Here is a 12967-nt window from a genome sequence, read left to right on the forward strand (position 1 = left end):
TTTTAGAAAAGCAATGCTTGTGGTGCTTCGGATATACCCGTCCCGCCCTTTGCTTAATCCCGATAAAACTAATCTATTATTATTAAAATTCATTTAAACATCAGGATAACGCTGTCGGTCGGGTTTATTGAACAGCGTAAAATCATTAGCAGATCAATAAGTGGTTCGTGGAAACTTGAACCCACTGCAATAAGATGATTTTATCCTCAATTGTAGCACTTATTAGGTCTTTTAAACTTGCTGTTAAATAAAAGCTTTTGTAACTGCTTCCCACAAAAGAAATGTTGTTAGAGCAAACGATAATTAATTTCGATTTACTAATTTTTTTAGTAAATTTGAGTTATGGAAAACCTATATTTAGTTTGTTTAATACCACCAGCTTCAATAGTGGAGGATATAGACGAAATGAGGATTTATATTTCGGAGAAATTCAAAGTATACGAATCGTTAAAACGCCCTGCACACATAACTTTATATCCTCCTGTTAAATTATCATCACTAGAAGCCGAGAAAAGATTTTTTAAAGCACTTGAAGATGCCGCTTTTAGCATTCCTTTTGCGCAGGTACTGCGAAACTTTAGTTCATTCCACGAAAAAACATTTTACCTTGATGTAGAACAAAATGAGGGTTTAATGAAGCTGGAAAAACAGATTACTAAAGAATTACAACCTCTAAAACTGATAGAGAATAAGGAAAAGTTTAATCCGCATGTAACTTTGGCTTTCAGGGATGTAAAACTACCCGTTTTTCAACAGCTTTTAGCCGAATTTAAAGACAGAAAATTCAAGCGTGAATTTCAGGTTTCATCATTTTCAGTTTACAAACATCAAGACAAAAGATGGCAACCTTTTAAAGAATTTGCGTTGAAAAATCCGGATTTAAAAGCCAGACCACTAAGCCTGTTTGATTAATTAAAACGGCATCCCGATCCCGAAGTTATATTGTAAAAAACGATAAGTATCAGGACCATGTGTTGAGTTATAATTGTCTTTAAAATCTCTCGCTCCGGATAAGAATTTACTGATCACCCATTGATCTGATCCAACAAATTGCGGATCTTTCAGCTTTAAGCCCACATCAAACCTGAATACAAAATACTGCACGTCATACCTCAACCCCAAACCTGTACCAATAGCCAATTGCTGTACAAATTTGTTAAATTTAAACACTGTCTGCTCATCAAGTGTTGGGGTTCCAACCAAAATTGATTCGCCTTTACGGAGATTCCATACATTACCAGCATCTACAAATGCAGCACCTTTTAAGGTGGCGCCAAAAAAATTCTTGGCTACAGTAAACCGGTACTCAAAGTTTGTTTCAATCCGCATGGTACCTAACTGATCAAGGCCATAAAAAGCTCTCCTTAAAGTATCACTTCTTAAAAGTCCTCTATCATAGTTTCCCGGCCCTATGGTTCTCGCCTGCCATGCCCTGATCCCACTTGATCCTCCTGCAAAAAACTGTTTCTCAAAAGGAATACCTGTTTGCACTGAATTGCCATAAGCATAGGCAACACCTGCATTTAAGCGGGCAATAAACTGCCGTTCGCCACCTAAGTGTTTATACCACCTGATATCAACTTCAGGGCGCATATACTGGTTAAATGGCAAACCCAAAATTTTAGCCGGATCGTTATTGGCAGGATCATTTTTGGCTCCGGTAAGCTTGGAAATACCTTGCAGCATATTACCTGCAATATCCATTCCTGCCCTTAAATAAACGAAAGACCTGAATTCGTTCAACTTATTAGCATTTAAAGTATAGGTATACTTCATCCCCAATGTTAAATCCTTACGGCCAAGCAAAGTAGAATAATAAAGGTTATTTAAAACAGTTTGCGCATCTACATTAGGATCTAAGTTTCCAAAGCGGTATTCGAAATTTAAAGGGGTAAAAGAGTGTAATTTAGATTTAGTTTCCACCCAATCGTAAGTAATGGAATTGATAAAAATCCTTCTTACCGAAACATCTTTTTGCAAAGCATAAATATAACTACTTGAAAATGTGGTATGTGGCATTCCGTTACCCCCAAGCGTAGGATTATAGAAAGGAATCATCAACCTGGGCACGGTAATGCTGGCGCTGATCGAAAAATCGCGCTGATAAATATCGCTGAAAACCTTTGCTCCGTTCCCAATTCTGGATTGCAACCCACCTTTAAGTTGTAATTCAAACCTTTCGGCCCCTCTAAACAGGTTGTTATTTGTGTAAGTATTACTAATGTTAAACCCCACCGTACCGCCATTAAAAGGCACCTCACCTTCTACCCGGTTGCTCATCACTTTTTGAGGGATAAGCTGAATTACGGCATTTACCTTATTCGAGGTGCTATCTCTTCTAAAATAATCGATTTTAACATTTTTGAAAATATTTAGCTCATATAAGCGATCGTATGTTAAGTTCTCATTGCGAATGTCGTAAAGTTCACCTTGCTTTAAAAAATCGTATCTCACAATCGGATTTCTTCTATATCGCTTAGAGAAATCGGTGAATACTATTCCGTTTAACGTATCCTTGCTCAATTTATAACGAACAGAATCCGGAAAACCATCCGGATTTGGTGCAATAATCATATGTGTATAACCGATATTGAACTGTTTATGCGGTCCATCTGCGGGATCGGTAACATTTAAGTTTAAATCAATTTTATTGGTTTTAGAGCTGGGTTCGGCACCATAAACATCAAAATTTACATAAGGCCTTAAAAAATAGAAATAGCCGTTTTCTTTCATAATACGGTAAATCTGTTCCCTTTCATAAGTTAATGAATCCTCATCGTATTGCATGCCTTTGTGTAAATGGCTCACCAACGCCTTATTCGATTCGTAGAGATTTTTAATATTCGCATTTGGGATCGAATCTGTAAGCTTATCTATAAAATAAGCAGGCCCTGGTTTAGCACTGAATATAACTTCTGCTTTTTTATCTGCTACTTTTATGGCTGCAGCTACTTCTGCCTGCCGGTAACCTTTACTTTTTAAAAATTTCTGGATCTGGGTTCTCGAAATTTCTACCAAAGTACTATCCAGAATAGCGGGTGGCGTACCAAAAGGCTTAATATCGTTGGTTTTATACCTGCCATCTTTCGTATTGAAAAGGTTATATAACGGTACCTGAATACTTAGCTTGGAGGCTGGCCGGAGATCTTTCTGTACGTAATTATAAGCTTGCTCCTCAAATTTCGCATCTATGCTATCAATAGTAACCTTTTTCACGATCGATTGATAGTCGGCAATGTATTTAGTTGATGAACAGGCCTGAATTAAAACAATAATAAATAGTAATATTGCAGTGCTTTTCAGTTTAATATTTATTGAGTTTTGGTATGCTTTCAAAATCACAGATTAGTTTTATAAAGTCGTTACATCAAAAAAAACACCGTAAAGAACATGGGTTATTTATAGTTGAAGGTATTAAATCCATAAAAGAATTTATTCAGTCAAGCTTCCAGATCCATACGCTATTTTACAACAGCGAACAATACAATTTGTTACCCAAATTGCCTGCAAATATAAACTTATTTGAAGTAAAGAACGCTGAATTAGACAAGATTAGTGCGTTACAAACCCCGCAAGGTTTTTTAGCATTGGTTCACATCCCTAAAAACGAGGAAATAGACCTCAATGTATTAAAAAATCAGTTTACTTTAGTTTTGGATGGTGTTCAGGATCCAGGCAACATGGGTACCATTATCAGAACTGCAGATTGGTTTGGTTTTAAAAATATAATCTGCTCTTTAGATTGTGTTGAAGTATTTAATCCAAAAACAGTACAGGCCACTATGGGCTCATTGGCAAGGGTAAATATTTATGAAGCAGATTTACCGGTGCTGTTGGCTAAAAACTCGATACCTGTTTTCGGGGCTTTGTTAGATGGCGAATCGATTTACAAAACCCAATGGGGAAAAGAAGGATTGGTAATTTTGGGTAACGAAGGGAAAGGAATATCGTCAGAGGTAATCAAAAAAATAAATAAGCCGGTAACCATTCCGAGAATTGGAGAAGCAGAATCGTTAAATGTGGCTGTAAGTGCTGCAATCTTTTGCGCTGAGTTAGTGAGAGTTCGAAATTAAAACGATTTTTATTGAGATATTATTTGCGGGCTAACTAATAATTGCTATTTTTGCAGCCTTGAATTTAAAAGGTCGAGTGGCCGAGTGGCTAGGCAGAGGTCTGCAAAACCTTCTACAGCGGTTCGAATCCGCTCTCGACCTCCATTTGTACAAATAAAATAATTAAAAGGTTATTACCATGGCAGTTACCAGATTAAAAAGAAAAGACAGAAGGAATAAAAATACAGCTCACCAAGAGGTAGCATTTTTAAAAAGAGCAACTAACATTGAGTTAGGAAGCCGCTCTACTCAACCTAAAAACGATCAATTGGCTAAAAACAATGCTGTTTTAGCTGGTTTAGCAAAATAGTTTTTAGGAATTCTTCTTAAAAAATTTAAAGCATCCTTCTGATCAAAGGATGCTTTTTTTGTGCCATTATTTTTCCTAACAAAAGATAAAAAGCAAAATATTAAAGCCTAACAAAAAGAATTACTAGAACTTTTTATGGTTACCTAAAATAAACCAATTTAGATCTCAGCTAATTAGAAAAATAGCTTTTACCAATTACACTAAACCAGTGCCTTACAAATATTTTTGATCAACCCTGGCCCCTCGTAAATGAAGCCGGTATACAGCTGAACAAGACAAGCACCAGCCGCTAATTTTTCTTTTGCATCATCTGCCGAATGAATTCCACCAACACCAATAATCGGAAATGCTTTATTTGATTTTTCTGCAAGATAACGGATAACCTCTGTAGACCTTTCTTTAACCGGTTTACCACTTAAGCCACCTGTTTCGGCTGTTAAATCCTTTTCAGTGGCCAGGTTTTCTCGGCTTATGGTTGTATTGGTAGCAATAATGCCTGCAATTTTGGTTTCAGCAACAATTTCGATAATATCATCCAATTGGGCGTTGGTTAAATCGGGTGCAATTTTTAATAAAATCGGACGTGAGATATCATTTTTACGGTTGCGCTGCTGTAAGGTATTTAAAATCTTTTTTAAGGGTTCTTTTTCCTGGAGTTCGCGTAAACCAGGTGTATTAGGTGAACTTACATTCACAACAAAATAATCTACCACATCGAACAAACGATCGAAACATTTTATATAGTCGCTTACTGCATCTTCATTTGGTGTGGCTTTGTTTTTGCCAATGTTTCCGCCAACAACAATATCAGGATGTTTATCTTTTAGCAAGCGTAAACGCTCAGCCATTACATCTACCCCTTTATTATTAAAACCCATCCGGTTAATTAACGCTTCATCATTAGGTAAGCGGAACATCCGTGGTTTATCGTTTCCGGGCTGAGGCATTGGCGTAACCGTACCTACCTCTATAAATCCGAAACCTAAATTACTAAGCGATTCTACATATTCGCCATTTTTATCAAATCCAGCAGCCAAACCAACAGGGTTTCTGAATTTTATCCCAAAAACTTCGCGTTCCAAACCTTTAATATGAACATCGAAACTACTACGGATAATGGTTTTACCTAAAGGAAATTTATCATTAAACCATTTTAACCGCTTAACTACAAAATAATGTACGTTCTCAGGGTCAAATTTGAAGAATAGTGGTTTAATTAAGCGATACATGCCACGAAGATAAGAACTTAATATAAAAAATGGAAAAAAGGTTAATTGGCTCTTTCTTTCATTAGTCTATACGGCCAAATCCAATCCTGAGTACAACCTTGGTTCAAAGTTGATGGTCAATAGTTTCATAACCATGCCAGATAAGCAACCTGGCCAATAACTATTAGACTATAAACCATCAACTTTAGGCAATGGCCCATTTACCAATGACTAATAAGCTGCGGTAAACTGCTCCTGGTGATGTGCATTGTTCTCCAATTCATCAGCAATAACAATGGCTAAATCTTCTACTGATAAAATAGAACGACCTTCCTCATTAAAAACCGGACTTGTTTTACCCAAACGGTATTTACCAGTTCTACCTGTGGTAATTCCCTGGTGCATTTCAATAGCCGGACTAAAAAACAACCAATCCAATTCTTTTTCTTCTTTCAGGATATTAAAATAATCTCTTACAGCGGTTGCTCCTGGTTTATAGTCTGCCGGAAAGTCTGGTCCGTCTACAATCTGGTGGCCTTCAATCTGCAAGGTACCTGCACCACCGATAAAAATATAACGTTTAACGCCCGATGCTTTTACAGCAGCCTGTATAGCTTTTGCGCCTTCTACGGTATCATTATATAAATTTGGATTGGTCCACCCTGCATTAAAAGCACTTACCACGGCATCAGCCCCTTTTAATGCTTCCGTTAATTGCTCGGTATCCAAAACATCAACTGTTACCTTTTGAACTTTATCATCCGTGTTTTCAATTTTAGTGGTATCGCGTGCAATGGCGATTACTTCATTACCACGGTTTACCAGCTCATTTAAAATGGCTTTGCCTACAAATCCTGAGGCTCCAATTAGTGCTACTTTCATGCTCTTTTAATTTTAAATTAGTATTAAATGTTAAATTGTAATATTATTTATTACAGTTATAGTTAAAATTTTTTATTTAAAACCGGCACTAAACTCTTTTAATGATTTTGCTGCCAAATTCTTAACCAAAGCGTTTTCTGCCTCAGCATATAAATTATTTAAATGCTTGGTAATCTGTTTACCTACCGGACAATCAGGATTTGGTTCATTTTTACTTTCGCCCAATAAACTTTTCTGCTTTACTGCTTTATAAACATCGCCCAGGTTAATGTCTTCAGGATTTTTAGCTAATGTAGAACCTCCACCCTTCCCTTCTTTACTTTGCACAAAACCGTGTTTATGCAAATTGGCTAATTCTTTTCTCACTAAAACAGGATTACAATTGATACTACCCGCAATATATTCAGAGTTCAATAGCTGTCCTTTTACCTGATCAAGGAGGGTAAGAATGTGAAGCGAAATAGAAAAGTGACTGCTGTTCATACTGTAATTATTTTTATTACAGAACAAAGTTATGATAATTTTTACCCGTTTTAAAAAATTAACATCATTTAACCCTATCCTGACAAATGACCTAACCGTTCTACAATAAATTTTTGAAGTTATAAAGCGCAGAAAAAGCGAAATATCGAGCATCAATTAAACGGCACTTCCTAATAAACAGAATGAAAAAAGTTTTTGTTTCGTTAAAACTGTTTTTTTAGTGGGTTTTCTGAAAAACTAAATACAACTTAAAATTGCTGGTTACTCCTATTTGACTTTCAAACTGAAAAAAGCCTTTAAATTTTGTACTTTTGCAGCCGAAATGATTTCAATAAATAATTTAACATTCCTGATTGGCTCGAGGGCCTTGTACGATGACGCAAACTGGCATATTAAACCTGGCGACAGGGCTGGTTTAATTGGCGCCAACGGAACAGGAAAATCAACACTGCTAAAAATAATTGTAGGCGAATATGCACCTAGTTCAGGTACAGTTTCCATGTCGAAAGATTTGAAAATTGGTTACCTAAACCAGGATTTACTTTCTTACGATTCGCACCATAGTATTTTACATGTAGCCATGGAGGCCTTTGAACGCCAAAACCAGTTGCATGATGAGATTGAAGAACTTCTAAAGAAAATCGAAACGGATTACAGCGAGGAGGTTTTATTTAAACTTAGCGATAAACAGCAAGAATTTGAAGCTTTAGACGGATACAATATCGAATATAGGGCAAACGAAATTTTAGCTGGTTTGGGTTTTAGTACTGCAGATCAACTCCGCCCGCTAAATACCTTTTCAGGAGGTTGGCGTATGCGTGTAATGCTTGCTAAAATACTGTTGCAAACTCCCGATATCCTGTTACTGGATGAGCCTACCAACCACATGGATTTACCCTCTATTAAATGGTTGGAAAACTATTTAATGGGCTTCGAAGGAGCAATTGTAATTGTTTCTCACGATAGGTATTTCCTGGATAAAATTGTAAACCGCACGGTCGAATCACGTAAAGGGAAATTAACGGTATATGCCGGCAATTACAGTTTCTATGTAGAAGAAAAGGCTTTACGTGGTGAGATTCAAAAAGGCGAGTTTAAAAATCAACAGGCCAAAATTAAACAGGAAGAGCGTTTAATTGAGCGCTTTAAAGCCAAAGCAAGTAAAGCCAAGATGGCACAATCACGCATGAAAGCTTTAGATAAAATGGAGCGTATTGATGATGTGGATGATGATAACCCGACGGTAAATTTTGCTTTCAAATTTACTAAACCATCGGGCAGGCATGTGGTACGCATAGAACACGCCAACAAAAGCTATCCAAATGTGCATATTTTGGACGATGCCGAAGGTGTGATTGAAAAAGGGGATAAAATTGCCCTGATTGGTGCCAACGGTAAGGGTAAATCTACTTTATTGAGAATGATTGCCGGAACAGAAAAATTTGAAGGTTTTTGTGAAACCGGTCATAATGTAACCACTACTTTTTTTGCTCAGCACCAGTTAGAATCACTGCACCTTGATAATTCTATTTTAGAAGAGCTGCAAGCCTTTGCACCAAAACACAGCGATACTGAGTTGCGTAGTATTTTAGGTTGTTTCCTATTTACGGGCGATGATGTTTTCAAAAAGATTAAAGTACTTTCAGGAGGTGAAAAATCACGCGTGGCATTGGCTAAATCATTAACAACTGATTCGAATTTCCTTATTCTAGATGAGCCTACCAACCACTTGGATATTCAATCGGTAAATATTCTAATCCAGGCCTTAGAGCAGTTTGAAGGTACTTTTATCGCAGTATCCCATGATAGGTATTTCTTAGATAATGTGGCTAACAAAATCTGGTTTATCGAAGGCGAAAAGATTAAACAATACCCCGGCACTTATGCCGAATATGAAGAATGGAACAGTAAAAGGGTGATTCCGGTAGCAAAGCCGATTCCGGTTAAAATGCCTGAAAAACAAAAGGAAGCACCAAAACCAGTTTCGCCGAATACTGCTAATCAATTAAAAAAGCTGAACGATGAGCTGCAAAAAATAGAAAAACTGATTGCTGATTTAGAGCAAAACGTTAAAAATATTGAAGCAGAACTGGCAGATGAAAATGTTTATGGTAAAGCCGATAAATTAGCTGAAGCCAACAAACGTTATTTGGCGGTCAAACAGGATTTAGATAACAGCCAGACTAAATGGGAAACTTTAGCTGCTGAAATTATGGAGCTGGAGGGTTAGTTTTAACCATCAATAGCTATAGAGCCGTTCTGATTCACATCAGGACGGCTTTTTTGTTTGTTTCGCCACTGAAGCACAGAAACACGGAAGGTAATCTTTATTGTGATGCTGAAGCACGAAGCACGTTTAGGGTTGCCGCAAGCGCGCTAAAAATTCCCTGTTAAAATGATTTAAAACCGGAGAGTTGTCAACTTTCTCCCCACCTTGCCATTCAAGTTCACAACTCTTAATAAATCAATTGAACCTCAAATAATCCTCCGTGTCTCCGTGGCATCATATAAAAGAGTATTCCGTGTAATCCGCAGCTAATTTCAACCTTGTGTTTGGCCACTTCCCAATAAAACTTTACTTTTAACCATGCAGAAAATATTAATTACGGTTTTATGTTTCATCTCTAGTTTGGCTTTTGCACAAAACGATAAAAAGTTTACCAACGAGAACAAAATTTATCTACCGAATATTAAAACTGTACTTTGCTACAATAGCAATAAAGAACAAAGTTTGCCAGTAATTATGCTCAACTCTTCAGAAACCATTAATTTTTCATTCGATGATCTGTTAGCAGGCACTAAAAACTATTGGTACACCATTGAGCATTGCACAGCAGAATGGCAACCTTCTCAGATTTCGAGCATCGATTATTTAGGAAGTTTTAACGACGACCGCATCATCAATTACCGTTATTCATCTAATACCACACGTAAATATACCCATTACGAAATCAGCCTGCCCAACACCCAAATTCAGCCTAAAATTGGCGGCAATTATGTGTTAAAAGTGTATTTAGATGGCGACAAAAATAAACCTGTTATTTCGCAGCGTTTTTATGTTCTGGATAGTCAGGTGGCTGTAGTGGCAGAGGTAACCAACTCACTACAGGTAGAGAACCGGAACTACAAACAAAAGATCAACTTCACAATTAACCACACTTTTCCAATTACAAACCCTTATCAGGATGTAAAAGCCGTGGTGATGCAGAATTTTAACCCGAATACCGTCCAAATTAACACCAAGCCTTCATTTGTAAGGCCAAATCAACTGGTTTATAACGACCTTAATACCAATGATTTTTGGGGCGACAATGAATTTAGAAAATTCGATACCAGGAGTTTGCGGTACAAAGCGGATAATGTTAAGGATATTTATCGCGATAATGAATCGGTAAATGTAATGCTCTTTCAGGATGCTCCCCGTACAGTTGGTGCTTTTGCCAATCAATACGATGAAAACGGCAACTTTTTTATCCGAAATACAGATGGCCGTGACGACAGAACAGAATCAGAATACATGGGGGTTTTATTTACACTGAATGCCTCTGCCCCAAGCGCAAATGGTGATGCTTACGTGGTTGGCCGCTTTAACAATTACACCATGAGCAATGAAAATAAATTGCTGTATGATGCCAATAGAAAACAGTTTTATGGCAACATTATGCTTAAACAAGGCTTATACGATTATGAGTTTGCCTGGTTTAATAAGGATACCAATGTAATGGAAACCAGGGCTTTTGAAGGTGCTTTCTTCCAAACTGAAAATAGCTACCAGATTTTTGTTTATTATCGCCGTCCTGGTGCCCGCTGGGATACATTAATTGGCTATACCAACCTAAGTAATAAGGTTACAGATAGAAGGTAAATAGCATTAACTAAAGCTGTTCTTACAGGTAAATCCTTAGCTATTCTATCGAAATAAAGTGATCATCCTTATGCGGCAAAAACATCCACCTGTAATACGCTTAACTACAAGTTGGAAATAACGATAAACATATCCTGTCATCTTAACCCTCAAAATAAAGAGAGTTTTAATTGTCAACTTGACTTTTAATATTGTATTACTTACCTTTATTGTTACATTAATTTTCTTTGTTTAAAATGTGGTTATTTACATTAGTAATTCAGTAAGTAACCAGATAAACACAGATGATTAGTGTTTCTAACCGAAAACTATGTTCAAAAAATTAATTGCCGCTGCATTAATAATCAATCCCTGCGTACAGCTTTTTGCGCAAGGCCCTAACAGTTCCTATACCCAATCCATCAACGGAACAAAACTAAAATTCGATATGCAGGCCATCCCTGCCGGAAAATTTAAAATGGGAAGCAAAACCGGAAAAGCCGATGAGCAGCCTGTGCATGAGGTTAAACTCGATGCTTTCTGGATCGGTAAACATGAGGTAACCTGGGATATTTTCGAGCCTTTCTTATACCGCGATTACGAAAAAAAAGCCAGTGAAGGTGCCGTTCCTCCCGAAGTTGATGCCGTAACCAGACCTACAAAACCTTATCTCGACATGACTTTTGGCATGGGCAAAGAACACCAGCCTGCAGTAGCCATGACCCAGTATAATGCCATTCAGTTTTGCAAATGGCTTTATGTACGAACAGGCATTTTTTACCGTTTGCCAACCGAAGCAGAATGGGAATATGCCTGCAAAGCCGGAACTGAAACCGGTTATTCTTTTGGTGATGATGCCACTAAACTCGGCGATTATGCCTGGTACAAAGATAACAGCGACAATAAAACGCACCAGGTAGGGTTGAAAAAACCAAATCAATGGGGTTTGTTTGATATGTACGGGAATGTTAGCGAATGGACCTACGACCAGTACATTGCCGATTTCTACGGACAGAGCAAAGATAAAACAGTTGAAAACCCAGTTGCCGTACCAGAAAAACTTTACCCAAATGTTGTGCGGGGTGGCTCGTATGATGAAACCCCTGGCAATTTAACTTCTACGGCCAGGTTAGCTTCCGATCCATCATGGAAACAACTGGATCCTCAGATTCCTAAAAGCAATTGGTGGTTTCCTGAGGCGCCATTTGTGGGTATGCGATTGGTACGCCCTGTTAAAACGCCATCAAAGGCAGATATAGATGCTTATTACAATAAACAACCTATAAAAGATTTTTAAAAAATAAAACCTAACCAAAATAAAAACCTTTACACATGAAAAAACCAATAAACCAACAAGATCGCCGCGATTTTTTAAAGGCAACTGCCATGCTTGCAGGCGGGGCAATGATAAGCAGCATACCATTAGCGGGCGCATATGCTTCGGGCTCAGACACCATTAAAATTGCCTTAATTGGCTGTGGCGATCGTGGCACAGGAGCGGCTTTCCAGGCTTTAAGCACTAAATTTAATATTAAACTGGTAGCCATGGCCGATGCTTTTCAGGATCGGTTAGATAGCAGCTATCAATCTTTAAGTTCGAAATTTGCAGCTAAAATAGATGTTCCAAAAGAACGCCAGTTTGTAGGTTTTGATGCTTATCTAAAAGCAATTCCTTTGGCCGATGTGGTGCTGTTAACCACTCCTCCGGGTTTCCGTCCTATTCATTTTGAAGAAGCGGTAAAGCAGAACAAACAGATTTTTATGGAAAAACCTGTTGCTGTTGATGCACCTGGAATAAGAAGGGTACTTGCAGCGGCTGAAGAAGCTAAGAAGAAAAAATTAAATGTTGTGGTTGGTTTACAACGCCGCTATCAAACCAATTACCGCGAATCGATGAAACGGATTAACGATGGTGCAATTGGCGATATTATGTCGGGCCAGGTATATTGGAACAGCGGTGGCGTTTGGGTTCGCCCGCGTAAGCCAAACCAAACAGAGATGGAATACCAAATGAGAAACTGGTATTATTTTAACTGGCTTTGTGGCGATCATATTGTAGAGCAGCACGTTCACAATATCGATATTGCCAACTGGATAAAGAACGGACACCCGGTATCTGTACAAGGTA

General features: G+C 37.8%; 11 protein-coding genes and 1 tRNA gene. 8 read left to right on the forward strand and 4 right to left on the reverse strand.

Annotated elements, in window-relative coordinates; translation table 11 throughout:
* Positions 1 to 342 precede the first annotated feature (342 nt).
* A complete protein-coding gene (locus tag AC0IWE_RS06315) occupies positions 343 to 912 on the forward strand; it encodes a 2'-5' RNA ligase family protein (RefSeq protein WP_471792392.1) in 570 nt (189 codons plus the stop codon).
* On the opposite strand, the gene tamL is transcribed toward AC0IWE_RS06315, so the two are convergent.
* On the reverse strand, positions 913 to 3336 hold the full coding sequence (tamL, locus tag AC0IWE_RS06320) for a translocation and assembly module lipoprotein TamL (protein WP_471792393.1): 2424 nt from the start codon (positions 3334 to 3336) through the stop codon (positions 913 to 915).
* Between tamL and AC0IWE_RS06325 the strand changes: the two genes are divergently transcribed.
* From AC0IWE_RS06325 to AC0IWE_RS06335, 3 genes are all read left to right on the forward strand, one after another.
* Positions 3327 to 4073 carry a TrmH family RNA methyltransferase gene (locus AC0IWE_RS06325; RefSeq protein WP_471792394.1) on the forward strand — a complete coding sequence of 249 codons (747 nt, stop codon included), beginning with the start codon at positions 3327 to 3329 and terminating at the stop codon, positions 4071 to 4073. The genes tamL and AC0IWE_RS06325 overlap by 10 nt on opposite strands.
* Positions 4074 to 4143: 70 nt before the next feature.
* Positions 4144 to 4217, forward strand: a tRNA-Cys gene (locus AC0IWE_RS06330).
* 34 nt (positions 4218 to 4251) lie between these two features.
* The gene (locus AC0IWE_RS06335) at positions 4252 to 4422 is read left to right on the forward strand and encodes a hypothetical protein (protein WP_055906241.1); all 171 of its coding nucleotides are present in this window, start codon (positions 4252 to 4254) and stop codon (positions 4420 to 4422) included.
* 200 nt (positions 4423 to 4622) lie between these two features.
* Here the strand turns inward: AC0IWE_RS06335 and AC0IWE_RS06340 are convergent, their stop codons facing one another.
* The 3 genes from AC0IWE_RS06340 to AC0IWE_RS06350 all read right to left on the reverse strand — a co-directional run bounded on the left by AC0IWE_RS06340 (position 4623) and on the right by AC0IWE_RS06350 (position 6995).
* The gene (locus tag AC0IWE_RS06340) at positions 4623 to 5651 is read right to left on the reverse strand and encodes a quinone-dependent dihydroorotate dehydrogenase (RefSeq protein WP_471792395.1); all 1029 of its coding nucleotides are present in this window, start codon (positions 5649 to 5651) and stop codon (positions 4623 to 4625) included.
* A gap of 210 nt (positions 5652 to 5861) precedes the next feature.
* Positions 5862 to 6512 carry an NAD(P)-dependent oxidoreductase gene (locus tag AC0IWE_RS06345; RefSeq protein ID WP_471792396.1) on the reverse strand — a complete coding sequence of 217 codons (651 nt, stop codon included), beginning with the start codon at positions 6510 to 6512 and terminating at the stop codon, positions 5862 to 5864.
* Positions 6513 to 6584: 72 nt separating this feature from the next.
* A complete protein-coding gene (locus AC0IWE_RS06350) occupies positions 6585 to 6995 on the reverse strand; it encodes an Rrf2 family transcriptional regulator (protein ID WP_471792397.1) in 411 nt (136 codons plus the stop codon).
* 322 nt (positions 6996 to 7317) lie between these two features.
* On the opposite strand from AC0IWE_RS06350, the gene AC0IWE_RS06355 reads away from it, so the two are divergent.
* The 4 genes from AC0IWE_RS06355 to AC0IWE_RS06370 all read left to right on the forward strand — a co-directional run.
* The gene (locus tag AC0IWE_RS06355) at positions 7318 to 9225 is read left to right on the forward strand and encodes an ABC-F family ATP-binding cassette domain-containing protein (protein ID WP_055906641.1); all 1908 of its coding nucleotides are present in this window, start codon (positions 7318 to 7320) and stop codon (positions 9223 to 9225) included.
* 357 nt (positions 9226 to 9582) lie between these two features.
* Positions 9583 to 10860, forward strand: a complete 1278-nt coding sequence (locus tag AC0IWE_RS06360) for a type IX secretion system plug protein (RefSeq protein WP_471792398.1) — start codon at positions 9583 to 9585, stop codon at positions 10858 to 10860.
* Between the two features lie 310 nt (positions 10861 to 11170).
* Positions 11171 to 12136 (forward strand): formylglycine-generating enzyme family protein, encoded by a 966-nt coding sequence (locus AC0IWE_RS06365; RefSeq protein ID WP_471792399.1) that lies wholly within the window; start codon positions 11171 to 11173, stop codon positions 12134 to 12136.
* Positions 12137 to 12171: 35 nt separating this feature from the next.
* Positions 12172 to 12967 (forward strand): Gfo/Idh/MocA family oxidoreductase (locus tag AC0IWE_RS06370; protein WP_471792400.1); only part of this gene is annotated, 796 nt, incomplete at its 3' end.

The sequence above is a fragment of the Pedobacter sp. AC402 genome (assembly GCF_979252805.1).

Excerpts from the sequence above, each read along its gene's own strand:
- AC0IWE_RS06315 (WP_471792392.1), top strand. The coding sequence starts at position 343 with ATGGAAAACCTATATTTAGTTTGTTTAATACCACCAGCTTCAATAGTG.
- AC0IWE_RS06325 (WP_471792394.1), top strand. The coding sequence starts at position 3,327 with ATGCTTTCAAAATCACAGATTAGTTTTATAAAGTCGTTACATCAAAAA.
- AC0IWE_RS06335 (WP_055906241.1), top strand. The coding sequence starts at position 4,252 with ATGGCAGTTACCAGATTAAAAAGAAAAGACAGAAGGAATAAAAATACA.
- AC0IWE_RS06340 (WP_471792395.1), bottom strand. The coding sequence starts at position 5,651 with ATGTATCGCTTAATTAAACCACTATTCTTCAAATTTGACCCTGAGAAC.
- AC0IWE_RS06345 (WP_471792396.1), bottom strand. The coding sequence starts at position 6,512 with ATGAAAGTAGCACTAATTGGAGCCTCAGGATTTGTAGGCAAAGCCATT.
- AC0IWE_RS06350 (WP_471792397.1), bottom strand. The coding sequence starts at position 6,995 with ATGAACAGCAGTCACTTTTCTATTTCGCTTCACATTCTTACCCTCCTT.
- AC0IWE_RS06355 (WP_055906641.1), top strand. The coding sequence starts at position 7,318 with ATGATTTCAATAAATAATTTAACATTCCTGATTGGCTCGAGGGCCTTG.
- AC0IWE_RS06360 (WP_471792398.1), top strand. The coding sequence starts at position 9,583 with ATGCAGAAAATATTAATTACGGTTTTATGTTTCATCTCTAGTTTGGCT.
- AC0IWE_RS06365 (WP_471792399.1), top strand. The coding sequence starts at position 11,171 with ATGTTCAAAAAATTAATTGCCGCTGCATTAATAATCAATCCCTGCGTA.